The 26535-nt window shown below is 72.0% G+C and carries 25 protein-coding genes and 1 riboswitch; of the genes, 18 read left to right on the top strand and 7 right to left on the bottom strand.

Annotation, left to right across the window (positions count from 1 at the left end; translation table 11 throughout):
- Positions 1 to 68: 68 nt before the first annotated feature.
- From HHX30_RS08520 to HHX30_RS08510, 3 genes are all read left to right on the top strand, one after another.
- The gene (locus HHX30_RS08520; RefSeq protein ID WP_311922212.1) at positions 69 to 668 is read left to right on the top strand and encodes an RNA polymerase sigma factor; all 600 of its coding nucleotides are present in this window, start codon (positions 69 to 71) and stop codon (positions 666 to 668) included.
- Complete coding sequence (locus HHX30_RS08515) at positions 661 to 1626, top strand: CU044_5270 family protein (RefSeq protein ID WP_169981163.1); 966 nt, start codon at positions 661 to 663, stop codon at positions 1624 to 1626. The genes HHX30_RS08520 and HHX30_RS08515 overlap by 8 nt, the downstream gene beginning before the upstream one ends.
- 225 nt (positions 1627 to 1851) lie before the next feature.
- Positions 1852 to 3981, top strand: a complete 2130-nt coding sequence (locus HHX30_RS08510) for a glycoside hydrolase family 6 protein (protein WP_169981150.1) — start codon at positions 1852 to 1854, stop codon at positions 3979 to 3981.
- 93 nt (positions 3982 to 4074) lie between these two features.
- On the opposite strand, the gene HHX30_RS08505 is transcribed toward HHX30_RS08510, so the two are convergent.
- From HHX30_RS08505 to HHX30_RS08495, 3 genes are all read right to left on the bottom strand, one after another.
- The gene (locus tag HHX30_RS08505) at positions 4075 to 6627 is read right to left on the bottom strand and encodes a DUF6185 family protein (protein WP_169981148.1); all 2553 of its coding nucleotides are present in this window, start codon (positions 6625 to 6627) and stop codon (positions 4075 to 4077) included.
- Between the two features lie 152 nt (positions 6628 to 6779).
- A complete protein-coding gene (locus tag HHX30_RS08500; RefSeq protein WP_169981146.1) occupies positions 6780 to 7745 on the bottom strand; it encodes a lytic murein transglycosylase in 966 nt (321 codons plus the stop codon).
- A gap of 251 nt (positions 7746 to 7996) precedes the next feature.
- Entirely contained in the window at positions 7997 to 9010 is a 1014-nt protein-coding gene (locus HHX30_RS08495; RefSeq protein ID WP_169981144.1) for an RNA polymerase subunit sigma-70, read from the bottom strand.
- A gap of 238 nt (positions 9011 to 9248) precedes the next feature.
- Between HHX30_RS08495 and HHX30_RS08490 the strand changes: the two genes are divergently transcribed.
- The 4 genes from HHX30_RS08490 to HHX30_RS08480 all read left to right on the top strand — a co-directional run bounded on the left by HHX30_RS08490 (position 9249) and on the right by HHX30_RS08480 (position 12576).
- Positions 9249 to 10382, top strand: a complete 1134-nt coding sequence (locus tag HHX30_RS08490) for a ThiF family adenylyltransferase (protein ID WP_211591751.1) — start codon at positions 9249 to 9251, stop codon at positions 10380 to 10382.
- A 95-nt stretch (positions 10383 to 10477) separates the two neighbouring features.
- Positions 10478 to 10603 (top strand): hypothetical protein, encoded by a 126-nt coding sequence (locus HHX30_RS42565; RefSeq protein WP_259401129.1) that lies wholly within the window; start codon positions 10478 to 10480, stop codon positions 10601 to 10603.
- Between the two features lie 95 nt (positions 10604 to 10698).
- Positions 10699 to 11370 carry a DUF6879 family protein gene (locus HHX30_RS08485; RefSeq protein WP_169981142.1) on the top strand — a complete coding sequence of 224 codons (672 nt, stop codon included), beginning with the start codon at positions 10699 to 10701 and terminating at the stop codon, positions 11368 to 11370.
- A gap of 21 nt (positions 11371 to 11391) precedes the next feature.
- The gene (locus tag HHX30_RS08480) at positions 11392 to 12576 is read left to right on the top strand and encodes a hypothetical protein (protein ID WP_169981140.1); all 1185 of its coding nucleotides are present in this window, start codon (positions 11392 to 11394) and stop codon (positions 12574 to 12576) included.
- Here the strand turns inward: HHX30_RS08480 and HHX30_RS08475 are convergent, their stop codons facing one another.
- Entirely contained in the window at positions 12577 to 13461 is an 885-nt protein-coding gene (locus HHX30_RS08475) for an NAD-dependent epimerase/dehydratase family protein (RefSeq protein ID WP_169981138.1), read from the bottom strand. It lies immediately after the preceding gene.
- A gap of 161 nt (positions 13462 to 13622) precedes the next feature.
- On the opposite strand from HHX30_RS08475, the gene HHX30_RS08470 reads away from it, so the two are divergent.
- The 7 genes from HHX30_RS08470 (at position 13623) to HHX30_RS08440 (ending at position 18170) form a co-directional block, all read left to right on the top strand.
- Positions 13623 to 14477 (top strand): helix-turn-helix transcriptional regulator, encoded by an 855-nt coding sequence (locus HHX30_RS08470; protein WP_169981136.1) that lies wholly within the window; start codon positions 13623 to 13625, stop codon positions 14475 to 14477.
- A gap of 143 nt (positions 14478 to 14620) precedes the next feature.
- Entirely contained in the window at positions 14621 to 15049 is a 429-nt protein-coding gene (locus HHX30_RS08465) for a hypothetical protein (protein WP_169981134.1), read from the top strand.
- A complete protein-coding gene (locus HHX30_RS08460) occupies positions 15043 to 15276 on the top strand; it encodes a helix-turn-helix transcriptional regulator (protein ID WP_169981132.1) in 234 nt (77 codons plus the stop codon). The genes HHX30_RS08465 and HHX30_RS08460 overlap by 7 nt, the downstream gene beginning before the upstream one ends.
- Entirely contained in the window at positions 15273 to 16274 is a 1002-nt protein-coding gene (locus HHX30_RS08455) for an NAD(P)-dependent alcohol dehydrogenase (protein ID WP_169981130.1), read from the top strand. The genes HHX30_RS08460 and HHX30_RS08455 overlap by 4 nt, the downstream gene beginning before the upstream one ends.
- Positions 16275 to 16355: 81 nt before the next feature.
- The gene (locus tag HHX30_RS08450; protein ID WP_169981128.1) at positions 16356 to 17282 is read left to right on the top strand and encodes an SPFH domain-containing protein; all 927 of its coding nucleotides are present in this window, start codon (positions 16356 to 16358) and stop codon (positions 17280 to 17282) included.
- Positions 17283 to 17285: 3 nt separating this feature from the next.
- Entirely contained in the window at positions 17286 to 17528 is a 243-nt protein-coding gene (locus HHX30_RS08445) for a hypothetical protein (protein WP_169981126.1), read from the top strand.
- Positions 17529 to 17543: 15 nt separating this feature from the next.
- Complete coding sequence (locus HHX30_RS08440) at positions 17544 to 18170, top strand: GPP34 family phosphoprotein (protein WP_169981124.1); 627 nt, start codon at positions 17544 to 17546, stop codon at positions 18168 to 18170.
- 27 nt (positions 18171 to 18197) lie between these two features.
- Here the strand turns inward: HHX30_RS08440 and HHX30_RS08435 are convergent, their stop codons facing one another.
- The 3 genes from HHX30_RS08435 to HHX30_RS08425 all read right to left on the bottom strand — a co-directional run bounded on the left by HHX30_RS08435 (position 18198) and on the right by HHX30_RS08425 (position 21766).
- A complete protein-coding gene (locus tag HHX30_RS08435) occupies positions 18198 to 18833 on the bottom strand; it encodes an HNH endonuclease family protein (RefSeq protein ID WP_169981122.1) in 636 nt (211 codons plus the stop codon).
- A gap of 55 nt (positions 18834 to 18888) precedes the next feature.
- On the bottom strand, positions 18889 to 21012 hold the full coding sequence (locus HHX30_RS41430; protein WP_169981120.1) for a sensor histidine kinase: 2124 nt from the start codon (positions 21010 to 21012) through the stop codon (positions 18889 to 18891).
- A 172-nt stretch (positions 21013 to 21184) separates the two neighbouring features.
- Positions 21185 to 21766 carry a TetR/AcrR family transcriptional regulator gene (locus HHX30_RS08425; protein WP_169981118.1) on the bottom strand — a complete coding sequence of 194 codons (582 nt, stop codon included), beginning with the start codon at positions 21764 to 21766 and terminating at the stop codon, positions 21185 to 21187.
- Between the two features lie 84 nt (positions 21767 to 21850).
- Between HHX30_RS08425 and HHX30_RS08420 the strand changes: the two genes are divergently transcribed.
- From HHX30_RS08420 to HHX30_RS08405, 4 genes are all read left to right on the top strand, one after another.
- Positions 21851 to 23059 carry an FAD-dependent monooxygenase gene (locus tag HHX30_RS08420; protein ID WP_169981116.1) on the top strand — a complete coding sequence of 403 codons (1209 nt, stop codon included), beginning with the start codon at positions 21851 to 21853 and terminating at the stop codon, positions 23057 to 23059.
- A 54-nt stretch (positions 23060 to 23113) separates the two neighbouring features.
- A complete protein-coding gene (locus HHX30_RS08415; protein WP_169981114.1) occupies positions 23114 to 24055 on the top strand; it encodes a hypothetical protein in 942 nt (313 codons plus the stop codon).
- Positions 24056 to 24112: 57 nt separating this feature from the next.
- Complete coding sequence (locus tag HHX30_RS08410; RefSeq protein WP_169981112.1) at positions 24113 to 25201, top strand: hypothetical protein; 1089 nt, start codon at positions 24113 to 24115, stop codon at positions 25199 to 25201.
- Positions 25202 to 25602: 401 nt separating this feature from the next.
- Positions 25603 to 25762, top strand: a riboswitch (cyclic di-AMP (ydaO/yuaA leader).
- A gap of 324 nt (positions 25763 to 26086) precedes the next feature.
- On the top strand, positions 26087 to 26422 hold the full coding sequence (locus tag HHX30_RS08405) for a C40 family peptidase (RefSeq protein ID WP_211591750.1): 336 nt from the start codon (positions 26087 to 26089) through the stop codon (positions 26420 to 26422).
- The last annotated feature ends 113 nt before the right edge of the window (positions 26423 to 26535 follow it).

Raw genomic sequence — 26535 nt, 5'->3', positions numbered from 1 at the left:
TCAACCGTCCGCGAACTCTTTTCCCTTCGTCGGGTGAAAGCGGGTAGCCGGATGGATGGAGCCCCCACGTGATCCCCGAAGCACCGCCCGATCGCGTCGACGACGCCGAGCTGATCCAGCGGTCCCGGCGCGACCCCGAGGCCTTCGCGGACCTGTTCGACCGGCACGCCTCCGCTCTGCACCGGTACGTCGCCCGCCGCCTGGGCGCGTCCCTCGCCGACGACGTCGTCTCCGACACGTTCCTGGCCGCTTTCCGCAAGCGCGAGCGCTACGACCCGGCCCAGCCGGACGCGCGCCCGTGGCTGTACGGCATCGCCGCGAACCTCATCGGACGGCACCGCCGTACCGAGATCCGGTTCTACCGGGCACTGGTGAGGACGGGGGTGGACGAGGTCGCCGAGCCGTACGCCGACCGCGTGGACCAGCGGGTGTCCGCGCAGAGCGCGCAGCGCGGCCTGGCGAAGGCGCTGGCCGGGCTGTCGGCGGGCGACCGTGACGTGCTGCTGCTGGTCGCGTGGGCCGACCTCACCTACGAGGAGGTCGCCAGGGCCCTGGACATACCGGTGGGGACCGTGCGATCGCGGTTACACCGGGCGCGGGCGAAGACCCGCGCGGCGCTCGGCGGCGACGACCCCAGCGCGACAAGTGAGGAGCCTCTCCATGGATGACCTGCGACTGCTCCGTGAGATGCGCGCCGAGGTGCCGGACCCGGGCCCCGAATGGCTGGTCCCGGCCAGGGCGCGGCTGCTGCGCCGCGTCCGCGCCTGGCACCTCCCCCGGTTCGGCCGCAGGCTGCTGCTCGCCGGGGCCCTCGGCGGCGCCGCGTCCGTCGTGATCGCGACCCGGCCGCACGAACCCGGCGGCGTCGCACGGCCGGCGACCGTACGGCTCGACTCCGCGACCGTGCTGCGGCAGGCGGCCGAGGTCGCCGAGTCGCGGCCGCGGCGGGCCGTCCCCAGGCCGGACCAGTGGCACTACACCAGGACGCTGGACAGGCAGGCCAACGACGATTCCGGCACGACGCAGGAAGGCTGGATCCGCTACGACGGGAAGCAGACCGCCGGCTACGGAGAGGACGGCCGGATGCACGTCAGCGACGTGCCGCCGGATCCCGGCGACGACGACCTGTCCCCCCAGCAATACGACGCGAAGCTGCGCCGGCTCCCCACGGACCCGGACGACCTGCTGGCCCACGTCAGCGGCGACCGGCACTGGATCGACCTGCCGGTCGAGGAGGGCGTGAAGAAGAACGTCGAGCCCCCGGACGCGCGGGCCTTCCGCGTGATCTTCCTCTACCTCGAACGGCACGTGGTCATGCCGCCGAAGCTGGAGGGCGCGATGTTCCGGGCGCTGATGAGGATCCCCCGTGTCGTGGTCGACAAGGACGTCGCGGACGCGGCCGGACGGCGCGGCCTGGGGATCCGCTTCGACTGGGGTGGTGATCCGGGCACCCTGAGCTACCACATCCTCGATCCCCGCACCTACCGCTACCTCGGCAGCCGCATGGTGTGGGTGCGCGACGAGTACGTCGAGGGTGATTCCACGCCCGCGTTCCGAGCGGGGTCGGTGTGGGCGACCGCCCTGCTCGCCTCCGGCATCGTGGACCGGCCCGGCCGACGGCTCTGAATATTTCACCGCATTCAGGCGCCGCCCCGCGCATCTCGTACGACGTTTCGCGAGGTGCCATACGGTTCCCGCATTTCTGCTATGGAAAGGGACATTTCCACTTCAGCGATTCGTGTACATGAGCCGGGCGATTGCCGAGTCTGGGAGCGTCGGCGCCCCCTGCGTGAACCGGCAACGGGCGCCGGATGCCGGAACCTGTCACCACGCCCCTGGAGACGATCGCCTATGCCCTTCGGCCACCATCGTTTCGTCCGCAGGATCCTGACGGCCGTCGCGGCGGTCGTCCCCGCCGCGGCGCTGGCCGTGGCGGGACCGGTCCTGGGCACGACGTCCGCCGACGCCGCGGTCACGTGCCAGGTGACCTACACGAGCACCCAGTGGGGAACGGGTTCGGGCGGCTTCACGGCCGCCGTCTCCGTGAAGAACAGCGGTGATCCGCTCACGGACTGGACCCTGACCTTCACCTTCCCAGGCTCCCAGCGGGTCACGCAGGGCTGGTCGGCCCAGTGGAGCCAGTCCGGCGCCCGGGTCACGGCCAAGAGCGAGTCGTGGAACCGGCCCGTCGCCTCGGGCGGCTCCTTCCAGATCGGCTTCAACGGCACCTGGACCGGGAGCAACCCGCCGCCCACGGACTTCGCCGTCAACGGCGTGCCCTGCCAGGTGACGGGCACCTCGCCGAGCCCGTCGCCGAGCCCGTCCGCCAGCCCCGATACGAGCCCGTCGCCCGGCCCGCTGCGGATCGTCATCGAGCCCAAGACGGTCACCGTGCCCGAGGGGGGCACGGCGAGCGTCCAGGTGCGGCTCAGCCGCAGGCCCGAGGGAACCGTGCACATCGGCACCGCCAACGTGTCCGGCGACAAGGACCTGACGATCGTCGGCAGCCCGTCCTTCACCCCGGACAACTGGAACGTCCCGCAGCCCCTCACCGTGGCCGCCGCCGAGGACGACGACGCGGTGGACGGCAGCGCCACCTTCGACACGCGCAGCAGCCAGGCCACCGCCCCCAGCGCCGTCCTGTGGACCGCCACCGAGCGGGACAACGACACCGCCGGCCCGTCGCCGAGCCCGAGCCCGGACGTGCCGGTGGACAACCCGTTCGTCGGCGTCAAGGGATACGTCGACCCGGGCTGGGCGGCCGACGTCGAGTCCTCCGCCGTGCGGGTGGACGACGCGACCGCGCAGAGGATTCGCGGCCTGAAGACGACCACCACCGCGGTCTGGCTGGACCGGATCGCGGACGTCACCGGCGGCTCCGGGGTCGCCCGTACGCTGAAGGACCACCTCGACACCGCCGTCGAGCAGGGGGCCGGATACATCACGCTCGTGCTCCACAACCTGCCGGACCGCGACTGCCGGTCGCGGGTCTCCGACGCCGAGCTGCACGAGCAGCAGAACGGCCTCAACCGCTACAAGACCGAGTACGTCGACGCCATCGCCGCCCTCCTGGCCAAGCCCGAGTACCGGAACCTGCGCGTCGCGGCCGTCGTCGAACCGCGGGCCCTGATCGACCTCATCGTGGGTGGCGCGGTGGACACCTACCCGTGCGAGCAGGCGGCGGGGTCGGGCGTCTATGTGATGGGCATCCGGTACGCCCTCGACAAGCTGGCGCCCCTGCCCAACGTCTACACGTATCTGGACGCGGGCAGCGCGGGATGGGCCGGCTGGGACACGAACTTCACGGCGCTCGCGTCCCTCGTCACCGAGACCGTGCGCGACACGGCACGCGGCCTCAACGGCCTCGACGGCATCGCCACGAACGTCGGGGACTACATCCCCCTCGACGAGCCGTTCCTCACCGACCCCTATCAGACCGTGAGCGGCCAGCCGATCATCCAGAGCAGGTTCATCGACTGGAACCCCTACCTGAACGAACGGAGCTACGCCGTCGCGATGCGCGCCGCCCTGATCGCCAAGGGCTTCCCCGGCTCGCTCGGCGTGGTCGTCGACACCTCCCGCAACGGCTGGGGCGGGCCCGCCCGGCCCACGGCCGCGAGCACCTCCGGCGACGTCAACACGTACGTGGACCAGAGCCGCGTCGACCGGCGTCCGTCGCGGGGCGCGGAGTGCAACCAGAACGGCGCGGGGCTGGGGACCCGGCCGGTCGCCGCACCCGTTCCCGGCGTCGACGCCTACCTGTGGATCAAGCGGCCCGGCGAGTCGGACGGCGTCGGCGGACCGCTCCTGCCCGAGGGCTCCGACCGGCTGATCGACTACCGGTGCGACCCCAAGGGCTCCCTCACGCCCTGGTCGGGCGCGCTCCGGCCCACCGGCGCTCTCCCCAACGCGCCGCTGATCGGCGACTGGCACCACGAGCAGTTCGTGATGCTGGTGAACAACGCCTACCCCGCCCTCTGAGTCCGTGCCGCGGCTCCGGCGCCGGGCGCCGGAGCCGCCCTTACTCCGCCCCGGCCTACTCGGCCGGGTGCCGGTACACAACCATGCGGACGGCTAATCGCCCGCACGTCCCTGCAGCAGCTGCGCGTCGGCGGGGAGCGACGCCTGGGTGGAGGTGTCCACCTGTGAGGTGATGTCGATGCCGTTCCTCAGCTGGCTCCACAGGCCGAGGATGGCCGCCGCCTGCGCGACGATGAGCGCGACCCCGCTGCCCGCCGTACCGAGCCGGTAGACGACGGCCACGGGGGTGAGCCGCGACGCGAGACCACCCGGGCGGGTCTGCAGGGTCCGCGCGTCCATGAGGACGGCGACGACGGTGAGCACCAGGAACAGCAGCAGCACCCGCACGAGCGAGCCGCGCACGGGGGCCTGGCCGATGACGTTGTTCAGCACGGCGTGCGCGCCCGTCGCCGCGGCGTACGCGAGGACCGGCACGACGCCCTTGAGGTAGCCGCGTCTGCCGGGCAGGCGACGCCACAGCGCGCCCAGCACGAAGCCCGCCACCGGCCAGATCAGCAGCCCGCCGATCAGGTCGCCGGCCAGGCCGTAGAACCCGTTCGAGTCGCCGAGCCGGTCGAGCCAGCCGTCGCGCCCCCGGCTGTCGGTGCTCCAGGTGGCCCAGATGAGGAACACGGCGGCGGGCGCCCCCACGTAGGACGCGTACCGCGCGGCGAGCCGCGCGTTGGCCCACCACGACACGCCCGGGCCGCGCGACAGCGCCAGGTCGAGCGGGCTGATCCCGTCCTCCCTGTCGGGATCGAGGCCGATCTCCATCCGCAGCCCGCGGATGCGGTCGACGACCGGCCCGTTCTCCCTGTGGTAGGCGTCGTCGTCCATGTCGCCCGCGGCCCAGCGCCGCCGCAGGCCCTTCTCCCGCGCCTCCAGGTCCCGGTACTCCTCGACGATCATCGCCAGCCGTCGCCGCGACACGCCCGGGTCCGCGGCCTCGGCCCGTCGCGTCAGCCGCAGCAGCAGGGGCAGCACCGCCAGGCCGACGAGCGCGGCGAGCGGGACGGGCATCCCCGCGTACGTACCGGGCCACCTGATCGTGCCCACCACGAACAGGAAGACGACGAGCCATGTGGTGAGCGGCCCGACGGTCTCCGTACGCCGCCCGTGCAGGCGCAGCAGCAGGAGAAGCAGGAGCACCACCAGCGGCCACATCAGGTACGCGACGCTTCGCAGCAGGAGGAAGGGCGATTCGACCACGTCCGCCAGGCTTCCCATGCGCGCGACGACCGCATGGGCCTCGAACGCCAGGGTCAGCAGCGCCAGTCCCGGAACACTCCAGCACAGCAGCACGCGGACGGCCCGGGGCGTCCGTCCACCCGGGATCCGGGCGGCCCGGACCGCGACCGCCCACGCCGCCCCGGTGAGCAGCAGCGCCGTCGCGACGGATGACGCGACCCACGCGGGCTCCCCCGGGCCGGGGAAGTACCGCATGGACAGGGGCGCGTAGGCGCAGACGGCGACGAGCACCACTCCCCCGAGCACCACTGCGGCGAACGCGGTGAGCCCCGAACGGGTGGGCGCCGGACGGGTGGGCCCCGAACGGGTGGGCGCTGTGCCGGCGCGCCGGATCCGCGTGCGTGCCGCCCGCCACGCGGCCGCGCAGAGCGGCGCCACCAGGATGGCGACCGCCGCCCCGTCCGTCAGGCCGATCAGGTGGGCCAGGAAGCCCGCCTCGGTGAGCACGAGGACGACCGTGATCGCCTCCACCGTGGTGATCGCCGCCAGGGTGCCGAGGACGAGCCTGACGAGGGCGCGCTCGCCCCGGTCGCCCGAGCCCCGGTCGCCCGAGCCCCGGTCGCCCGAGCCCCGGTCGCTCGATCGCCGGTCGCTCGATCGCCGGTCGCTCGATCGCCGGTGGAGCAGCACGAGCAGCCAGGCCAGCAGCAGGTACGGCAGCGCGAAGCCCAGGTAGGTCGCGACCGTGAGCACGTTCTGCCCCCGCAGGTCCACCCAGCGCTGGAACGTCGCCCGCGCGGACAACGGCACGGCGACCTCGACGCGCGGCGGGGTGGCGGCGTCCCGCCAGACGTAGGTGCCGCCGGGGAGCACCTGCGACGGCAGAGGCGTCACCGTGCGCACCCGGGACTCCGGCATCCTGACGACCACGGTCCGCCAGCGCGCGCCGGCCAGCCCGGGCGGCAGGTCCACGGTCGGCGGCGCGCCCGCGGTCGAGGGCAGCAGCGCGACGAACCAGGTCCCGCCGGACTCGCGGCTCGCCCACAGCCCGGCGGACTCCCCGCTCCAACGGGGGCCGTAGTGCTCCAGGCGGGTCTCCCGCGTGCTCTGGACCACCACCTCGGCGCCGTCGTCCGACGTCGTGACGCTCGGCGTGCCGCCGTCCGGCAGCAGGCAGGCGACCGTGCTCCCGTCGCCGCTGCCGTCGCCGAGCAGAGCGGCGGACCCCGCCCAGTCACGGGGGACGCCGACCCGCGTCGTGCTCGTCAGCACGGGAGTGTCGTGGCCGCGTTCCGCGATGGTCACGGACGTCTCCACCCAGGCCGAGCGGGGAGGCCCGAACCCGCACGCCGCCCCGTCCGCGAGCGCCGGCCCCGAACCCGAAATCAGCAGGCCGAGCGCCGCCACGACGAGCGGCACCACAGCGAGGATCCCGACCGGCTTCGTCCCCGCACCACTCGTCACCCGCCGCACAACCCGCCTCCCGTACGCGATCGATCCCCCAAGGATGAGTCGCGCGGAAAGCGGCATTGGTTACGGACGATTCCCCGAGGACCGTCCCGCCCGCGGCATCACCTGCGGTCAGGGCCGGTCAGGCGGCGCTCCCCCTTCGTGGTGATCACGTAGACCTGCCAGGTGTAGTAGGCGTAGTAGTTCCTGATGTCCTGCTTCATCTGGCGGGCGTGCAGCAGGACGGCGTCCACGTACGCCTGGGAGTGGTTGTAGGCGTACAACGCGCGCCGGTAGTCGCCGGGCGCACCCGAGGCGTGGAGGTAGTTGGCCGCGGCGAACAGGGCGTCGCCGGTGTCGTCGATGTCGCCGCCCATGCCGTACGCCTTCCAGGTGCCCGGCATGAACTGCATCGGCCCCCTGGCGCCCACGTAGCTCGGCGAACGCACCCGGCCGAACTTGGTCTCGACGAGCATCACCGCCGCCAGCACCTCCCACTCGACGCCGAACCGGCGCTCGGCGCGCCGGAAGGCCGCGAGCAGGGCGTCGGCCGGTTCCGCCGGTCTGACCTTGATCTTGATCGGGCCGCTGACGGGGTGGGCGAGGGAGAGCAGGTCGCGGATGGCCGTCACGTTGTCCTTCGTCCGCGCGGCCACCGCCTTGGGCAGTTTCCCGTAGGCGCGGGATGCGACCTGGGGATTGCGGGCGAGGTAGCGGTACACGCGCTGCTCGTACAGGGACAGCAGGACCACGGGCTCGGGCGCCTCCCCCTTCGCGGGGTCGTCCGTACGCCTCCAGTCGTCGATCGCGTCGCGCAGTCGTCCGGCCGTACGGGTGAGGGCCTCGGCCAGCCGCGCGGGGTCCTTCGGCACCGCCTCGTCCGGGGCGGGCAGGTCCCCTACGGACGGCTCCGGCGCCGGGCTCGCGGAGGACGCCGGCGCGGGCGGGGACAGGCGCTCGCGCGGGGCGACCGAGGCGGCCTCCCCCGCCGAGCCGCCGCAGCCCGTCAGCGGGACGACCACGGCGGCGAGCACGGCGGCCAGCACCCGGCGGCGCGGCGGTGAGATCACAGCAGGCTGATCGTTCATCGTCACCAACGTATGCCCAGCGGTGACGATCCATGCCCTCCGGCACGCGTAGGTGCCAGGCCTCAGCCGCGACAGTGCCGTCCACACGAATCGCCCGGCGGGGCGACCGCGGCGGCGAGGGTGGTGGCCGCCATCGCCCCGAGCGTGGCGACAAGACCGGTGCCGCGACACGCGCGCCACCTCGCAGCGCGAGCGTCCGCACCGGGCCTACTCCGCGTCCGCACCGGGCCTACTCCGCGTCCGCACCGGGCCTACTCCGTGCCGTCCGCCGGCAGGCGCTCCGGCAGCCCGAGCCGCGGGAACCGGTCGTCGTGGAACGTGACGATCTCGGTGATCGCCCCGCCGGTGACGCGCAGGACGTCGATCGTCAGCGGCAGGTACGCGCCCTCCCGCTTGCGCCACTGGTAGAAGGCGACGGCGGGCTGCCGGTTCACCGAGGTGGGGACGGCGCGCAGGTGCTTCATGCCCTCGAAGCCGCTCTCGATCCAGTCGTTCACCACCGCGTCGCGGCCGACGCACAGGCCCGGCGTGGGCGGCATCGAGCAGCGGACGTCGTCCCGCAGCAGTGCGGCGAGCCCGCCGACGTCCGTGGCCACGCTGGCGTCGGCGTAGCGGCGCACCAGCTCGCGCGTCCCGGCGTCCTCCTCGCCGCCGGTCCAGTCCTGCCGCTCGGTGGGCAGGTGCTCCCGCATGCCGGCGCGGGCCCGCTGCAGCGCGCTGTTCACGGAGTTGACGGAGTCCCCGAGGAGCTCCGCGACGTCCTTCGCCCGCCAGCCGAGCACGTCCCGCAGGATCAGCACGGCCCGCGGGCGCGGCGCGAGGTGCTGGACCGCGACCAGGTACGCCAGCTCGATCGTCTCCCGCGCGACGGCGACGGTCTCCGGCTCGTCCGCGTCGCCCGCGGGCAGCTCGTCGAGCAGCCGGTCCGGGTAGGGCTGCAGCCACGGCACCTCGCCGCCGGTCGCGGGCTCCGGGCGGCACTTGGCGAGCAGGTCCAGGCAGGCGTTGGTGGCGATCCGGTACAGCCAGGCCCGGAACGTCGACCTCCCCTCGAAGGTCTCCCGCCGCCGCCAGGCACGGAGGAACGTCTCCTGCACGGTGTCCTCGGCGTCCTCGAACGACCCGAGCATCCGGTAGCAGTGCATGTGCAGCTCCCGCCGGTGCCGCTCCGCCAGCCCCGAGAACGCCGGCTCGCCGACCTCGCCCAGACCGCTCACGCCCAGATCGCTCACGCCCAGCTCCTCCAGCCGCGTGTCCGCACTCATCGCGTCATCCTTCCGCCTCGTCGTGTCCCGTCGTAGGTGTGACGGGTGCGGGCGCGACAACTCATCACCACGGTCGGCCGGCATGGCTGATTCAGTGACAGAGTCGGTGACGGATCCGGTGGCGAGCACACGACGATGCGACGCCGGCGATGCGGGAACGTTTTACGGCCGACCCCTTTTTCCGCAACGCGAAAATCGGTGTTGACTCACCTAGTTATCGCCCACTAAACGTCGTCACGTGCGACTGCCCCGCGTGAAATTCGAGCACCGGCCTCACCGGTACGACGACGGCACCATTCGCATCGGCGGTGAGATTTACGGGATCGCCGCCGAAATCGCGGACCCGTACGGCTGGGTGTGGACGGCCCTCACGCTGATGGACGGCACCCGGTCCCGCGACGAGATCGCCGAGCGGCTGCGCCTGTCCCATCCGGAGGTGCCGGACGCCGCGTCGATCGTCGAGCAACTGGTCGCCACCCGATACGTGGAGGACGCCGCGGCCGGGCCGCCCGCCGGGCTGAGCGAGCGCGAGCTCGACCGCTACAGCAGGAACCACGCGTTCTTCCGCGCCGTCGACGTCGCGCCGCGCGGCGACGGCTGGGAGACCCAGCTGCGGCTGAAGTCCGCGCGGGTCGTGGTGCTCGGCCTGGGCGGCACCGGCAGCCACGCGGCGTGGGCGCTCGCCGCCGTCGGCGTCGGCACGATCCACTGTGTGGACCCCGACGTGGTCGAGCTGTCCAACCTCAACCGCCAGGTCCTCTTCGGCGAAGACGACATAGGGCGCCCGAAGGCGGAGGCGGCCGTCGCGCGGCTGCGGACCGTCAACTCCGACATCCGGGTCACGGGCGAGCGCCGCCACATCGGCAGCAGGCGGCAACTGGACGACCTGATCGCGGGCTACGACGCGCTCGCCCTGTGCGCGGACCGGCCCACCGGGCACGGCATCCGGGTGTGGGCCAACCGCGCCTGCGCCGCCGCGAACATCCCCTGGGCCGGCGGCGGATACAACGGGCCACTCGTCACCGTGGGGTGTTTCGCGCCGGGAGCGGGCGCCTGCTACGAGTGCCTGAGCAGCGGCGAGGAGGCGCGGCGCCGCCCCGGCACGCCGGTGAACCTCGGCGGGCCGGGCGTGATCGCCACCTCGGCGGGCGTGTCCGGCCAGCTCGTCGCCCACGCCCTGCTCGGGCTGCTGACCGGGGTGCCCGTGCCGCCGGCCGGCACCATCCAGGGCGTCAACCTGATCGCCGCGGACCACCACGTGTGGGTCAGGCATCCGCCGCGCCCCGGCTGCCCGGTGTGCGGCACGCGGGCCCCGGCCGGCGGGCCGAAGCACAATTCATTCCGGCCGAGGACCGAAATCGATGCCGGTTGAATGAATAGAGAAATCCTTGACTGCCCCCAGTCAAAGGCGAATCATGAACGCGTTCTCGCGAGAACATCCATGTCCCCTCCAGAGAGAGGAACCGGATGAACACGAACGAGCACGAGACCGAACCCGTCGAGGAGACCGCCTCGCCGGCCAAGACGAAGATCACCATCCGGCTGCTCGACAAGATCGAGACCACGACCAGCAGCAACAGCGTCGGCAACTGACGAAGCACCGCCCGAGGCGTGCGGGGGTGCCGCGGGGCCGTCCGCACGCCTCGGCCGACGAGAGCCAGCACCAGGGAGTGCCCAGGGAGGGAAGGGTGGCACACGGCGGGACCATCTTCGACGACGTACGGCAGGCCGAGGCGCGGGTCCTGCCCGCGGACGCGTACCAGGCCGAGTTCACCGAGGAGTTCGAGCGGGCCCCCGACGGGGTGTGGAAGCTCGAACGCGCCCAGGAGTTCTTCGAACCCGACGTGGCGAGCTGGCGGGCGATGATGGCCGGCGACTGGGACGGGTCGCTCGCCATGCTGGAGGAACTGCGGGAGTTCCTCGTCGGCTACTACCGGACCCGGCCCCAGGCCCGCCGGGTCCGCATCGTGGAGACGCCGCTCACCCCCTATCTCCAGTGGGAGCTGCACGTCCTCGCCGTACGGGCGACGGCGGGCGAGCGTCCCCGGGTGCTGCACGCGGACGCCGTGCGGGAGCTGGAGCCCCACGCGCCGCTGCCCGAGATCGTCGTGCTCGGCCCCACGCTGCTCTACGAGGTGCTGTACGACGAGATCGGCGCCCACGTGGGCGCCCGGCGGATCACCGACCCCGGCCTCGTCGGCCCCTGCCTGACCGCGATCAAGGAGCTCTACGGCCGTGGTGAGGACGTGCGGACGTACGTCGAGCGGGAGGTCGCCCCGCTGCCGCCGCCCGTGATCTCCGACAGGACACGCGCCCTCCTGCCCGGCTACTCCCACGACACCGGGACCATCCGCCCCTGACCCCGCGCCTGGAGGCCCGCGTTGGGAGAGGCCACCGTGGTCCGGCTGCGCGAACTGGCGTTCCGGCGGGACGGCTCGCAGTGGATCGTCGGCCGCCCGGACGGGGACGAGTTCGTCGCCGTGCCGTACGAGGGAATGCGGGCCATCGAGCTGCTGTCGGCGGGCGTCACGGTCGAGGAGACGGAACGGCGGCTGCGCGCCGAGACGGGCGTGAATCTCGATGTCGGCGACTTCGTCCGCGCCCTGGGCACGCTGGGCTTCGTGGAGAAGCCGGGCGCCCCGGCCGCCTCCGCCGGGCCGCCGACCTTTCCCCGGTTGCGTCCCCGGCACGTGCGGTGGACGCTGCACCCGCTGCTCCACCTGCTGGTCGCCGGCCTGATCGCCGCCGGGATCGCGACGGCGGTCGTACGGCGGGAGACGCTGCCCGGCTGGCGCGACCTGCTGTGGAGCGAGCGCGGCACGCTCGTGCTCGCGTCGCAGATCGTGGTCGGCTGGGCGCTGATCTTCCTGCACGAGTTGGCCCACCTGTCGGCCGCCAGGGCCGCCGGGGTGCCGGGCAGGATCCGGCTCGGCACCCGGCTGCAGTTCCTGGCCGTCCAGACCGAGGTCTCCGGCGTCTGGCTGGCCGGGCGGCGCGTCCGCCTGACGGTCTACCTCGCCGGGATGGCGACCGACGCCTCGGCCTGTTCGGCCGCGCTCCTCCTGACCGCCGTCGTGGGTCGCCAGCCCGCGCTTTCGCTGGTCGCGCTGACCTCGCTCGGCATGCTGGCCACGCAGTTCCTCGTGTTCATGCGCACCGACGTCTACTTCCTGCTGCAGGACCTGAGCGGGTGCCGCGACATGTACGGCGACGCCTCCGCCTACGTCCGCCATCTGGCGCTGCGGCTGCTCCGCCGTCCCTCCCCCGACCCGCTCGCCGGGCTGCCGCGCCGGGAGCGGCGCGCCCTGCGTACGTACGCGGTGCTGCTGGTCGTGGGCACCGCGGCCTGCCTGGGTGTGGCGTTCGCGGTGACGGCGCCGGCGACGCTGACGCTGCTCGGCCGGGCCGTGGGCGTGCTGGCCGCCCCCGCGGACCCGCTCGCCGGGCTGGACGCCGCGGCGGTGCTGCTGTCCGCGGTCGCGTTCCAGGTGCTCTGGGCGCGGGCCTGGTGGCGCAGGCACGGCCCGCGCGTACGGCGCGCGCTGCGTACGCGGCGGGGGCGTTGATCAGGACCGCGTGTAGGAGCCGGTCGTCAGCTCCTCGATCAGCCCGGGCCGCTCCGGGGCCCATCCGAACAGCCGCCGGGCCCGCGAGGCGTCCATCGGCGACGAACGGGTGAGCGCGGCGGCGGCCGGCCCCATCGCGGCGACCGCCTGCTCCATCGTCAGCGACACGGCCTGGGCGCCGGTCAGGCCGGCGACCGCCTCGGCGATCCGCCGGATCGGGGTCCGCTCGGCCGACGCGGCGTTGACGACGACCCCGGGCTCGCGGCGCTCCAGCGCGGCGACGTACAACTCCGCGAGGTCGTCGACGTGCACCGACGACCACTCGTTGGCGCCGTCGCCGATGTAGGGCACCATCCCGTTCTGCCTGCCGGCGCCGATGAGCCCCTGGAGCAGGCCCGATCCGCCGCGCCCGTAGACCAGCGCCGCCCGGATCACCGTGCCCGCCACGTGGCCGGCCGCCAGGACCCGCCGCTCGCCGAGGACCTTGTACGGCTGCGCCGACGTCTCGGGGGTGACGGGGTGGTCCTCGTCCACGGTCGCGCCCTGCCGGTCCGGGTAGACCAGTCCCGTGCTGGTGTAGACGAACGCGCCGCCGTCGTTGAGGCCGTCCAGCAGCGCCGCGAGGGTGTCGCGCTCGATATCGCCCATGTCCGGATCGGCGTAGTCAACGGCGGTGTGGACCACGGCCTCGGCCGCCGCGGCGGCGCCGCGCAGGACGTCGAGGTCCCGCAGGCTCGCGAGCACCGCCTTGGCGCCCAGCCCTTCGACCCGCTCGCGCGCCTCGTCCGAGCGGGCCAGGGCGACAACTTCGTGGCCGGCCCTGACGAGGTGCTCGGCCACGACTGCGCCGACGTAGCCGCTCGCACCGGTGACGAAGATCCGCATGATCGTGTGCCTTCCATGAGGTCGGGTGACCGCGGCGCGTCCGTGTTCGCCGCCGGTCGGTGCCAACCCCACCGTCGCCCCCGGCGTCCCGCACAGCCAGGGACCAAGAGTCCGTGGCTGAGGGGGTCCGCGCACCCGATGCCCGGCGTACGGTCACAAACATGGACAAGCATGGCCTGGCGCGGTTCCTCCGGAGCAAGCGGGAGAGCATCGACCCCGCCGACGTCGGCCTGCCCCTGGGACGCCGCCGCCGCACCCCCGGACTGCGGCGCGAGGAGGTCGCCCAGCTCGCGTACATCTCGGTGGACCACTACACACGGCTGGAACAGGCGCGGGGCCGTCACCCGTCGCGGCGGGTGCTCGACGGCATCGCCCGCGCCCTGCGCCTGTCGGACCAGGAACGCGCCCACCTGTTCCACCTGGCCGGGGAGCGGGAGGAGAGCCGGTCCACGGAGCCCGCGAGCGAGGTGCGCCCGAGCACGCTGAGCCTGGTCAACCGGCTGACCGACGCCGCCGCGATCGTCGTGGACGACATGTGCCGCGTGCTGGCCTGGAATCCGCTGGCGGCGGCCCTGCTCGAGGGCTTCTCCACCCTGGCCGGCCAGGAGCGCAACGTCATCCGGCACTACTTCCTGCATCCCGACCCGGAGCGGCGGCACTTCGGCATGGGCAGCCCGGAACGGTTCGCCGTCACGGCGGTCGGCTACCTGCGCGTCGCCGTGACCCGCTATCCGGACAGCCGCGAGCTGAAGAGCCTGATCGAGGAACTGCTGGCGGGGAGCGAGGACTTCGCCCGGCTGTGGAACTCCCAGCGGTTCCACATCGACCGTCACCTCCACCAGACCGTGCGGCACCCGCGCGTCGGGCCGATCGAGCTGGACTTCGACGTGCTCACCGTGCCCGACCAGGAGCAGCAGGTGGTCATCTTCACCGCCGAGCCCGGGTCCCCGGCCTACGAGTCCCTGCGGTTCCTCAAGGTCGTCGGCGCCGAGCAGCAGGTGCCCGCCGAAGCCTGACCCTCACCCGCGTACGCCGGTTCTCCCCGCTCGGCAAGCCGGGGCTCCACGAACGGATTCGATGTAAAAATATCTGTACATCAAGTCAAAGACCGGTTACCTTGAGGGTGTCAAAGATTTTGTACACCCGAAGGGAATCGATCATGACCCACGAGGAGAAGCGCGCCTGGATCCGGCTGGTCGTCGCCGTGATCGCCTACGCGGCGTACGTCGTCGCCATCCTCAGGCGGGCGGGCGGAGGCCCGTTACCCGACGTGCCGTACGCCGCCGCCCTGCTCTGGACGATCGGCGGGGCGATCGCCGCGGCGATCCTGGCCGAGATCGGGATGGCGATCGTCAACCCGCGGGCCTCGCGCGTCATCGACGCCCGCGACAGGGAGATCGGGCGGCTCGGCGACTACACCGGTCAGGCGTTCGTGGTCATCGGGGCGATCGCGGCGATGCTCATGGCCCTGGCGGAGTGGGACAGGTTCTGGATCGCCAACGTGATCTACCTCTTCTTCGTCCTGTCGGCGATCCTCGGCGACGTCACCAAGATCGTCCTCTATCGCAGGAGCGTTCCGGAGTGGTGAAGCCCACACGCGTGACGAACCGCATCCGCGTGCTGCGGTTCGCCCACAACGAGATGACCCAGGCCGAACTCGCCGAGCGCATCGGTGTGACCAGACAGACCGTCATCGCCATCGAACAGGGCCGATATTCGCCGTCCCTGGAGATGGCCTTCCGGATCGCCCGGGTGTTCGGCGCCCCGCTCGACGACGTGTTCCAGTATCCCGACCTCCCCGAGGAGACGAAATGAAAGCCATCGTCCAGGACACGTACGGCCCGGCCGACGTGCTCGAACTGCGTGACGTCGACCGCCCCTCGATCGGCGAGGACGAGGTGCTCGTCGAGGTCCGCGCGGCCGCCGTGGATCCCGGGGTGTGGGTCCTGATGACCGGCACGCCGTACCTCGCGCGTGGGGGATTCGGGCTGCGCCGCCCCAAGGTTCCCGTCCGGGGCCGCGACGTCGCCGGGGTGGTGACGGCCGTCGGCGCCAACGTCACCCGCTTCCGGCCCGGGCAGGAGGTGTACGGCACCTGCCCCAACGGCTCGCTCGCCGAGTACGCGAGGGCGCCGCAGGCCCGCCTCGCGCCGAAGCCGGCCAACCTCACGTTCGAACAGGCCGCCGCGGTGCCGGTCTCCGGCATGACGGCGCTGCAGGCCGTGCGCGACGTCGCCGGCGTGCGCCCGGGGCAGCGGGTGCTGGTGATCGGCGCGTCGGGAGGCGTGGGGTCGTTCGCCGTGCAGATCGCCAAGGCGCTCGGCGCGAGCGTCACCGGTGTGTGCGCGGCGGCGAAGGCGGACTTCGTGCGGTCGCTCGGGGCCGACGACGTCATCGACTACACCCGTGAGGAGATCGACCGCGACGGCGCACGCTACGACGTCGTCGTCGACACCGCGGGCAACCGGCCGCTGTCCCTGCTGCGGCGCGCCCTGACCCCGCGCGGCACGCTGGTGATCGTCGGCGGCGGGCACACCGCGTACCGCTTCACCGGTGGCATGGGACGCACGTTCCGGGCGCCGCTGCTGTCGTTGTTCACGGGGTCGATGTTCAGGGGGCAGCGACTGCGCCCGATGTTCTCCCGCGAGCGCGCCGAGCACCTGGAGGAGCTGACCCGGCTCATCGAGTCCGGCGCCATCGTCCCGGCGGTCGACCGTGCCTATCCCCTCGCCGCCGCGCCCGACGCGATCCGGCACCTCATGGAAGGCCACCCCGCCGGCAAGGTCGTCGTCACCGTGGCGGGAACGGCCTGAGCCCCGGGTTCCCGGGCTCCTCGGGTCTGGCGAAAAGTGATATCACTTTGCTAGTGTAATGCTAGACATCGAGGAGAAGACATGACAGACCTGCAGATCGCCGTCGACATGCCGGCCCCCCAGACCCACGAGCGGGCGGCGCGAGCAGCCGCGGGATGGCCCATGCTGATCCTGGCCCTGATGGGCCTGCTGAGCCCGTTCGCGCTGGTCCCGATCGGAGCCGTCCTGGCGGCCGGCGGCAGCGGCGCCGTGGGAGCCGTGCTGATCGCCGCCGGCGTGCTGCTCCTCCTGGCGGCCCTCGTCGTCTTCACCGGGCTCACCGCGGTCGCCCCCGGTGAGGCGCGCGTGATCCAGCTGCTCGGCCGCTACGTGGGCACGGTCCGCACGCCCGGCCTCCGGTTCGTGGCTCCCTTCACCCAGAAGCGCCGCGTGTCCACCCGGATCCGCAACCACGAGACCGACATCGCCAAGGTCAACGACGCCGACGGCAACCCGATCGAGATGGCCGCCGTGGTCGTGTGGCAGGTCGAGGACACGGCGAAGGCCGTCTTCGAGGTCGACGACTTCGTGGAGTTCGTCGCCTTCCAGACCGAGACCGCGGTCCGTCACATCGCCGGCAGCTACCCGTACGACGGGCACGACGACACGCTGTCCCTGCGCCAGAACGCGGACGAGATCACGGGCCGCCTGTCGGTCGAGATCCAGGCGCGGGTGGCCTCGGCCGGAGTCAAGGTCATCGAGTCGCGCATCACCCGACTGGCGTACGCCCCCGAGATCGCGCAGGCGATGCTGCGCCGTCAGCAGGCCGGAGCGGTCGTCGCGGCCCGTCAGCGGATCGTGGAGGGCGCGGTCGGCATGGTCGAGGCAGCCCTGGCCCGCCTCGACGAGCACGACGTGATCGAGCTCGACGAGGAGCGCAAGGCCACCATGGTCAGCAACCTGCTCGTCGTCCTGTGCGGCGACCGCGACGTGCAGCCCGTGGTGAACACCGGCTCCCTGTACCACTAGACCGTGGCGACCGAAAGAAAGAGCATCCTGCTGCGGCTGGACCCCGCGGTGCACGACGCGCTGGCCCGCTGGGCCGGCGACGAACTGCGCAGCACCAACGCCCAGATCGAGTTCCTGCTGCGCCGGGCGCTGTCGGAGGCGGGGCGGCTCCCGGGCGGCGCCGGTCGCATCCCCCGGCGCGGCAGGCCCGCCAAGAAGCAGACGCCGCCTCCGGAAGCCCCCGCCGCCGACCCGTCCGACGACTGAGAGGAGGGCAGTCCCATGAACGTCCCCGGTTCCCTGACGGCCCAGCTCTATCTACTGGCCTACGACCCCCGCAAGGAGCGGGTGGTGACGAACTACCGCTTCCCCTACCTGCTGCGCGCGGCCGCGCTCACCGATCTGCTGCTCATGGGCCGGATCGCCGACGACGACGGCAAGGTGCGCGTGGTGTCGGAGGACCGGCTCGGCGACCCGGTCCTCGACGGCCTGCTCCGCCAGCTCGCGCAGACGGGCCCCCGGCCGTGGCGGCACTGGATCGGTAAGGACGGCCGAGCCACGGTCCGGGCGGTCCGGGACGAACTAGAGGAGGGCCGCTGGGTCAGGGTGGAGCTGCGCCAGCCGTTCCTGATCTTCAACAGGAGTGCCGTCCGCGTACGCGACACGCGGGTGGTGAAGCGCCTCGCGGCACGGTTCGCCGACGCCATCACCGGGCCGGCGTCCCGGGTCGGTGACCGCGAGGCGGCCCTCGTCGGGCTGGCCGCCGCGGCGGAACTCGGCACGGTCCTCCCGCGGGCGAAACGGCGCGCGCACAAGCAGCGCATCGACCAGCTGGCCGAACGCGGCGGCCCGGCGGCGGCGGCCCTCCACAAGGTCATCCAGCAGGCCCGCGGCGCGAGCAGCGGCTGAGCCCGCCCGCCGGCCGCGCGGGCCCGCTCATCGTCCGCAGGTGCGGAGCATGTTGAGCAGGGCCACCTTCTCCTTCCGGGTGACGAAGAGCCGGTAGTGATGCTTCACCGTGATCCACGAGGTCGCGTAGCGGCACCAGTAGCGGCGGCGCGGCGGACGCCAGCTCTGCGGTCCCTGGCCTCCCTTGGCCATGTTGACGGAGTGGCTCACCACGACCAGCTCGGGACGGGTGAGGTCGTTGGCGAACGCGCGCCGTTTCGCCTGGCTCCATCGCTTGGCGCCGGAGCGCCAGGCGTACGCCAGGGGGACGACGTGGTCGACGTCGGTCTGCTTCACGCTCTTCAGCACCTTGCCGTCGTACGGGCTGTGCCAGACGCCCTTCACGGCCTGGCATGCCGCGTTCCTGCGCACGCCCCGCCCGTCGCGGGCGAGAACCGCCTCCCTCGCGTCGCACTCCCCCTTGTGATGCGCCCAGCGCGGCTGGAACCGCCGATGGCTGTACCCGCGGATCGACAGCGGCTTGGCGACCTTCAGCTGGGCCAGCATGCGCCGGGCCGGCGCCCCGGCGTCGGCCGCGGCCTGCGGGGCGAGCGCGACAGCGGTGATGGGGAGGACCAGAAGGGAAAGCGTGGTGACTCGGAGCGTGCGGTGCAAGAAGATCATAGTTACAGCCATACCAAATACTCCCCACTGAGCGTGACGATATGCGCTGCGACGGTCAGCGGATGGTGGAGGCGGTCCGCACGGGGAGGGAGACCTCGATGAGGGCGCCGCCGCCGGGCGGGGAGGAGATCAGGCAGAAGCCGCCCACCTCGGCGGCGCGCTCCCGCATCGAGGCCAGGCCCACCCCGCCGCGCGGCGACTCCGGCAGCCCGACGCCGTCGTCACGCACCCGCAGGGTCAGCGTCCCCGCGCCGTTGTGCAGCGTCACGGACACGGTCGTGGCGTTCGCGTGCCGGAGCACGTTGGTCAGCGCCTCCTGGACGATCCGGTAGACCGCCACCTCCGCGGCGGCGGGAAGATCCGTCAGATCCCCGCTCACCGACACCGTGATCCGCGGGGCATGACCACCGGCCCGGCCCCTCTCGTCCCCGTCCGCCACGGCGACCGCGGTGGCTCGATCGGTTATCGCGCCGTCGCTCCCGCTCACCCGGGCCGCTCGCGGGCCGGGCGGGGTGTCCGGGCCCGCGCCGCCCCCCATCGCCTCGGCGGCGAGCGCACGGACGGCTCCCTCCAGGGCCAGCTGGTCGAGCACGGGCGGACGCAGGCCGTAGACGAGTTCGCGGATCTCGCCGGCCACTCCGTCCATGGCCGTACGCAGGTCGAGCAGGATCCGCTCGGCCTGCTGCGGTGACGTCCGCAGCGTCCGCCGGGCCATGGTGATCGTCATCGCCATGGCGGCGAGCGCCTGGCCGAGACCGTCGTGCAGGTCGCGGCGGAGCCTGCGGCGCTCCTCCTCCCGGGCGCTCAGGATCCGCTCGCGCGAACGCTGCAGATCCGCGGAGAGCCGTACGGCATGGGCGATGTCGGCGACGTACGGCGTCACCGCGTTGATCAACCGGTCGTTGTGGGCGGCGGGGAAGCGGCGCGGGCCGGGTGCGCCGATCAGCAGCCGGCCGACGTCCTCGCCGTGCCACACCAGCGGCACCACGCGCGCGGCGTCGACACAGCCGCTCTCGACGTAGCGCGGCCGCCCGTCGTACACCTCGACGGCCACACCCCGGACGGCCAGGCCCTGACGTACCGCGGCGGCGACGGAGGCGAGCGCGGTGACCGGGTCGGCGGCGTGCACCTCGCGGGTGAGCCGCTGCTTGAGCGCCTCGGGATCCCCGACGGGGCCGTAGAAGACACGGTCGAGCAGCCGCCGCAGCCGGCGCCGCAGCGGCTGGAAGAACGCCCCCGCGAACAGCGCCGCCATCAGTCCCTGGATCTGCCCGTACTCCGAGACGAAGACCCCCCACAACACCCCGACGCCGAAGTAGATCGCGGTGACCGACGCCAGAACTCCGGTGACGACCACGGTCCTGCTGACCAGCGTGTCGATGTCGTACAGCCGGTAGTGCGTGACCGCGACGGCGATCGCGACGGGCACGGCGGCGCTGGTGACGAGCGACAGCGGCGACTGGTGCCACCACACCTCGACGATCAGGTTGGCGGCGGTGGCGTACAGCAGCCAGCCGATCTGCCGCCGCCGCACGGTGTCGCCGGTCAGGAACCTGACGACGAGCGACAGCAGGCACACCGCTTCGATCGGATAGAAGAAGTTGAACGGCAGGTCGCGCAACCATTCGTGCAGTGGAGCGATCCAGGCCACCGCCAGGGGATTAGGCCCGCGCGGTGAGTCCGCGGGGACGACGCGGCAGACGAACGCCACGGACTGGATCAGCGTGACGGCGCTCACCGCGACGGCGACGGGACGCCAGCGCCGCGACGGGAGCCGCCCGTCCGGATACAGCAGCGGCAGCAGTTGGTCCACCGCGAGCATCCCGAGGGCGCCGACGGCGTTGTTGACTATCAGGGGGTAGTACTGGGCCCGCAGGTCGCCGTGGTAGGCGAGCCACTCGTACGCCGCCTGCGAGGGCCCCAGCACGGCGATCGCCAGACCGCCCAGGACCATCAACCACCCGACACGGAGCCTGGGCCGCCGCACGACCAGCAACGCGCCGATGACCGGATAGGCGATGCCCACCACGTCGTCACCCGTCAGCACCGCGGGCCGCACCCGGAACTCGGCGGGTATCGCGTAGCGGCTCGCGGCGGCGGCCACCACCATGACCACGGAAAGGGCGGCCAGTCCCCCGGCGACCAGCCCGGCCGTACGGGCTCCGGTGAGTCGGCGCACCCCGTACTCCTCCTCCGACGCCCACTCGATCAGCGGCGTCGCCGGATCCTAGCGCGGCCGGGACGGCCGCCGTAGCGGCAGAAACCGCCGGACATCGTGACCGGATTTCGTGGAACGCCGCCTGCGGGGACCGTCCGGGCTCTCAGCCGGCCCCGAGCCCGGCGTCCACGTGTCATTCCGTCCCGAGCCCCGCACCGATCGTGCGCAGCGCTTCGAGAAGATCGTCCGCTGACGGGGCCTGATCCGGATCGACGAGCCACTGGGCCGCCATCCCGCCGAGCAGTGCCTGGTAGAAGGAGCCGACAGCCATCGCCTTCCGCTCGTCCGCGCCCGGATCCAGTCGCTCGAAGATCGCCGCGAGTCCCAGCCTCGCCTGCCGGTTGGCGGTCGCGAACGCCTCGCGCAGTTCCGGAAGGCGGTCCATCTGGGCGATGAGCTCGAACTGGATGGCCCAGAGCGGTCTCAGCCTGACGAAGGACTCGATGATCCGTGTCCAGGTCGTCACGAACCGCTGAGCGGGAGTGCCGGACAGTGACGTGTCGGCGGCGAGAGTCCGCTCGATCTCCTTTCCCCACTCCTCCATCGCCTCGATGAGGGCCGCGTTGAGCAGGGCCTTCGTCGACCTGAAGTGATAGCCGATGGCGGCGAGGCTCGTGCCGGCGGCCCCCGCGATGTCCCGCGCGGTGGTGCCGGAATATCCCTTCTCCACCAGGCAGCGCTTGGCTCCCGCGAGCAGATCTTCCCGGTTTCCCATGGCCAGAGCTTAGCCCGCCATCGAGACAAGCGTCTTGTACATTTGTGCTAGACAGATGAGTGAGACATTTGTACAGTTCCTGGCATGAGAAACATCCTGATCTCCGGCGGGAGCGTCGCCGGGCTGACCCTGGCTTTCTGGCTGCGCGGGCACGGGTTCGCGGTGACCGTCGTGGAGCGCTCGCCCTCACTGCGGGACGGCGGCTACAAGATCGACATTCGCGGAGCGGCACTCGACGTCGTCGGCCGCATGGGACTGCTGGACGAGGTGCGACGGCACAGCACGGACATGCGGATCGCGCGCTTCGTCGACGCGCGCGGCAGGCAGGTGGGCACGATGGACGCCCGGTTGTTCGGCGGCCGCGAAGGTGACGACGTCGAGATCATGCGCGGCGACCTCGCCGGGCTGCTGTACGCGGCGGCCGGAGACGACGTCGAGTACGTCTTCGACGACTCCATCACCGCCCTGTGCGAGACCCCTGAAGGGGTGCGCGTCACCTTCGCGAGCGGCCCCCCGCGTACGTTCGACCTGGTGGTGGGTGCCGACGGCCTGCACTCGAACGTGCGCGCGCTGGCCTTCGGCGAGGAGTCCCGGTTCGTCCACGATCTCGGGCACCACATCTCGATCTTCACGGTGCCCAACCACCTCCACCTGGACCGCACCGAGATGATGCACCCCGCTCCGGGCAGGAGCGCGGGGATGTACAGCACCGGGGGCGGCGACGACGCCAAGGCGATGTTCCTCTTCTCCTCGCCGCCGCTCGCCTACGACCGGCGGGACGTCGCCCGGCAGAAGAAGCTGCTCGCCGACGCCTTCTCCGGTCAGGGCTGGGAGGTCCCGCGTCTTCTCGACGCCATGAAGGACGCGCCGGACTTCTACCTGGATTCGATCAGCCAGGTGCGCATGGACCGCTGGTCGTCGGGCCGGGTGGCACTCGTGGGCGATGCCGCCTACGCGGCCTCGCCCGCGTCCGGCCAGGGCACCAGCCTGGCCCTGGTGGGCGCCTACGTTCTCGCCGGCTGCCTCGCCGAGGCGGCGGGAGACCACGCCGCCGGGTTCGCCGCCTACGAGCGCGAGATGCGGCACTTCGTCGAGGAGAACCAGAAGCTCGCCGCGAACAACCTCAAGGGCATGGTGCTGAAGTCGGCGGCGCAGATCCGGTTCCAGATGCTGATGTTGCGGCTGATGCCGCATCTACCCGGGAGAAACCGCGTGATCGAGCGGATCACCGCGCCGATCCGCAGGGCCGCGACCGCGATCACGATCAGGGACTACCGAACACCGGCCTCGTAATAGGCCCACAACATTTCCCGGATTTCCGGCATCTCACAAAGCATGACATTGCGCATGACCCTCGGAGCACTGCTCCTGACCGCCGTACCACTGACCGCCGCGCCCCTGGCCGCCGCACCGGCAGCCGCACGGCCCGCAGCGGCCGCCACGCCGGTCACGATCGCGTACGCGCAGTTAACGCGGACCTGGGAACTGGTGCTCGCCAACGGAGACGTGATGAAGGTGCCGGAAGCGCTCGCCGTGGCACCCGCCGACGCGGTCAACCCCGGCGCGCAGGCACCCTTCCTGATCAGCGGGGACGGCCGGCATTTCTTCTACTTCCGCAAGTCGGATGAGCTGTTCGTCGAACGCACCCTCGACGGCAAGGAAAGAGTGGTGTCGCGGGCGATCCAGGCGTACGCCATCGACGAGGAATGGCCGTTGGTGTCGGACGACGGCAGCTACGTGATCACGACGACCTCGGCGCCCGGGACGGGGGTCTTCGTGGACCTGCGGAAAGGCAAGACCTTGTCCAAGCCCGGCGGGACGGACATGTGGAGCTTCGCGGGATTCAGCCCCGACAGCAAGCGGCTGCTGCTGGAAGGGGACCGGGTGACGGTGTTCGACCGCGGGCTGCGTGCCCGGTCGCGGTTGAAGACGCGGCTGTCGCCGATGGCGCTCGCGAACGACTACCGCACGGCGGCGGTGCCTGTCGGCACCTGGCCGAAGTACCGGAAGATGCGCATGCTCGACCTGCGTACCGGCCGTGCCGGCGGCACAGTGACCGTGCGGCTGCCGCGCGGGCAGTACATCGACGACCTCGACTTCGACCAGGCGGGGCGCGTGGTCGTCCGGTCGAAGACCAAGACCGGCGTGGCGATCTACCGGGTCTCGAAGACGACCGGCAAGGCGACGTTGCTGCGGACGATCACCAGGCCAGACGCGCGGGTCTGGGTGCTCCCGGGAGACAGCACGTACGAGCCGTGGACGGAGAAAACGAGCAAATCGTCCGGGTGACGGAGTGAACTGATCCTCTCCCCCGGACGTCATCCTCATGACGGAAGGGGAGGCGTTGTGCGTACCGTGTTCGTCTCGGGGATGACGGCGCTCGCGCTGGCGTGCGCGCCTGCCGTGGCGGCCTCCGGCGTGACCCACGAGGGCGGCCGGGCCGGGGAGACCGCCGCGTGGCGGCTGGCCAGGGTGAACACCCTGCCCGGTGACGACGTCCTCGACGACGTGGCGGTCCTGGGCGACGGGTCGGTGTGGGCGGCCGGTCACCGGGTCGCGAACGGGAAGCAGCGGGGCCTGGTCCAGTGGTACGACGGCCGGGCGTGGCAGGTGGTCCCCGGCACCCCGTCGTACGAACTGAAGGCCGTGACGGCCACCTCGAACAGGAACGTGTGGGTCTTCGGCCAGGGGAAGGCCGCCCGGTGGAACGGCCGCGCGTGGACCGCTTTCTCGCTGGGCGGCGCGTTCTCGGCAACGGACGCCGACGCGACGGGCGCGAAGGACGTCTGGGCGGTGGCCGGGTCCTCGGCCTCGGCCAGGCACTGGAACGGGTCCTCGTGGAGGAGCGTCCGTCTGCCGGCCCACGCCGCCGCCGTCGACGCGTACAAGGCCCGCGACGTCTGGGCGGCGGGGACCAAGGGCGACCGTCCCGCTGTCATGCGGTGGAACGGGAAGTCCTGGGCGCTGGTGCCCACACCCGCGATCAAGCTGCCCGCTCCCGACGCCGTCGCGTTCCTCGACGACATCGCCGTCGTGAGCCCGGGGAACGTGTGGGCCGTCGGCGGCGTCACCTGGGAGGGCGCGAACGACGAGGGTGACGACGTCACCTACAACCGCACTCTGGTGATGCGCTGGAACGGCACGTCGTGGGCCACCTCGGTCGGCAGCGCCAACGCGCAGCCGTACACGGAGGTGGAGCCCGACGGCAAGGGCGGCGTGTGGGTCGTGCAGGGCAACTGGAACCCCACTCTGTGGCATGTCACGGGCTCGGCGTGGAGGAGCGTCCCCCTCCCGCGGAAGGCGGGCACCGACGCCGTCCTGTTCTCGATCGCGCGCAGGCCGGGGACGGCGGCACTGTGGGGTGCGGGTTTCACCGTGCCGCAGGGCGACCCCGACGACCCCTCGGCCAACGGCACGTTCTGGCGTACGCGCTGACCGGCTCGTCCGCGGACACCGCCGGCTCTCGTTCTCGAGCGCGCCCCGGGCGCCCGGCGTTCTTCCGGGATGCACTCCGGTGGGTCTCCGGAGTCGAACAGCCCGCGCGACGTCGCGGTGATCTTCACGACGCCGAGGGCTTCCCACCGGCCCTCGCGCAGGTGTGACGAGCACCACGTTTCCCCGAGCGCGAGGCCCTGACCTGCAGTTATGCGGGATTGATCCTTTTTATGGGCTTCTTACCCTTTATGTGCCCTTTGCCCCAATATGGGGGAGCTTGGTAGTTTCCTTGCCCTGCGACGGCGGCGTACCCCATGACGCCGCCGTCGCGAACCGGCTCCGCCGTGCTTGAAAACGAAAATCCACAGTCACCGCCGCCATGTCCTCTCCGCCCCCCGATGGCGCCGGTGACGCCGAATCCGTGCAGCAAGGAGGCACGGAGCCGGGGAACCAGTCGACCTTCGTACGAAGGTCCGGGGTGAATCGGCGCGCCGAGCGCCGTAGGGCGACTTCCCTGCCCGAATCCGTCAGCTAACCCGGTAGGCGCAAGCGGAAGACTCTAGGAGAGACCCCCTGTCTACCAACCCCGCCACTCTGTCCCGCATCGCCCGCGTCACGATCGGTGGCGTCGCGCTGACCGCGTCTGTAGCGGCCTTCGGCGCGCTGCCCGCGGCCGCCGCGCCGGGGACGGTCACGGCACCACAGCCCGCCTCGACGCTCATCCCGCCGCAGCCCCCCGCGACGGGAGCCACCCCGGACACCGCCGCGGCGACCACGACGGCGACCACGGCAGCCACCACTGCTGAGGCCACCCCGAACGCCGCCGCGGACAAGAAGCTCAGCAAGTCCGCTCTGCAGCAGGAGAAGGCCAAGCGCGCCATCAAGGTGGCGAAGAAGCAGCTCGGCGATCCCTACGTGTGGGGCGCCACAGGCCCCCGGGCGTTCGACTGCTCCGGGCTGGTCCAGTTCGCCTGGCGCAAGGCCGGGATCAAGCTCCCGCGTACGACGTGGTCGATGCTCAACGCCGTCAAGAAGAAGGTCTCCCTGGCGCACCTCAAGCCTGGCGACCTCGTCTTCACCAGCGGCGGCGGCCACGTGGGCATGTACATCGGGCACAAGAAGGTGATCAACGCCCCGCACAGCGGAGCGGTGGTCCGGGTCGACAGCCTCAAGGGCTACTGGAGGAGCGGCTTCCTCACCGCCGTACGCCCGGGGGTCTGACACCGGGCGCGAGGATGACGATTCCCCGGCGGAGATGTCCCGGCGCGTGCCGTCGCCGCCCGTCTCCGCCGGGGACGCCCGGGAAACCTCCGGTCGGGCGAACCGACCGGAGG

The sequence above is a fragment of the Microbispora sp. H10836 genome, assembly GCF_012999525.1.
GTDB lineage: Bacteria > Actinomycetota > Actinomycetes > Streptosporangiales > Streptosporangiaceae > Microbispora.
The sequence above is the reverse complement of the archived record's forward strand: the minus strand, read 5'-3'. Positions and strand labels throughout refer to the sequence as shown.

Excerpts from the sequence above, each read along its gene's own strand:
- HHX30_RS08515 (WP_169981163.1), top strand. The coding sequence starts at position 661 with ATGGATGACCTGCGACTGCTCCGTGAGATGCGCGCCGAGGTGCCGGAC.
- HHX30_RS08510 (WP_169981150.1), top strand. The coding sequence starts at position 1,852 with ATGCCCTTCGGCCACCATCGTTTCGTCCGCAGGATCCTGACGGCCGTC.
- HHX30_RS08500 (WP_169981146.1), bottom strand. The coding sequence starts at position 7,745 with ATGAACGATCAGCCTGCTGTGATCTCACCGCCGCGCCGCCGGGTGCTG.
- HHX30_RS08495 (WP_169981144.1), bottom strand. The coding sequence starts at position 9,010 with ATGAGTGCGGACACGCGGCTGGAGGAGCTGGGCGTGAGCGATCTGGGC.
- HHX30_RS42565 (WP_259401129.1), top strand. The coding sequence starts at position 10,478 with ATGAACACGAACGAGCACGAGACCGAACCCGTCGAGGAGACCGCCTCG.
- HHX30_RS08475 (WP_169981138.1), bottom strand. The coding sequence starts at position 13,461 with ATGCGGATCTTCGTCACCGGTGCGAGCGGCTACGTCGGCGCAGTCGTG.
- HHX30_RS08470 (WP_169981136.1), top strand. The coding sequence starts at position 13,623 with ATGGACAAGCATGGCCTGGCGCGGTTCCTCCGGAGCAAGCGGGAGAGC.
- HHX30_RS08465 (WP_169981134.1), top strand. The coding sequence starts at position 14,621 with ATGACCCACGAGGAGAAGCGCGCCTGGATCCGGCTGGTCGTCGCCGTG.
- HHX30_RS08455 (WP_169981130.1), top strand. The coding sequence starts at position 15,273 with ATGAAAGCCATCGTCCAGGACACGTACGGCCCGGCCGACGTGCTCGAA.
- HHX30_RS08450 (WP_169981128.1), top strand. The coding sequence starts at position 16,356 with ATGACAGACCTGCAGATCGCCGTCGACATGCCGGCCCCCCAGACCCAC.
- HHX30_RS08440 (WP_169981124.1), top strand. The coding sequence starts at position 17,544 with ATGAACGTCCCCGGTTCCCTGACGGCCCAGCTCTATCTACTGGCCTAC.
- HHX30_RS08435 (WP_169981122.1), bottom strand. The coding sequence starts at position 18,833 with ATGATCTTCTTGCACCGCACGCTCCGAGTCACCACGCTTTCCCTTCTG.
- HHX30_RS08425 (WP_169981118.1), bottom strand. The coding sequence starts at position 21,766 with ATGGGAAACCGGGAAGATCTGCTCGCGGGAGCCAAGCGCTGCCTGGTG.
- HHX30_RS08420 (WP_169981116.1), top strand. The coding sequence starts at position 21,851 with ATGAGAAACATCCTGATCTCCGGCGGGAGCGTCGCCGGGCTGACCCTG.
- HHX30_RS08415 (WP_169981114.1), top strand. The coding sequence starts at position 23,114 with ATGACCCTCGGAGCACTGCTCCTGACCGCCGTACCACTGACCGCCGCG.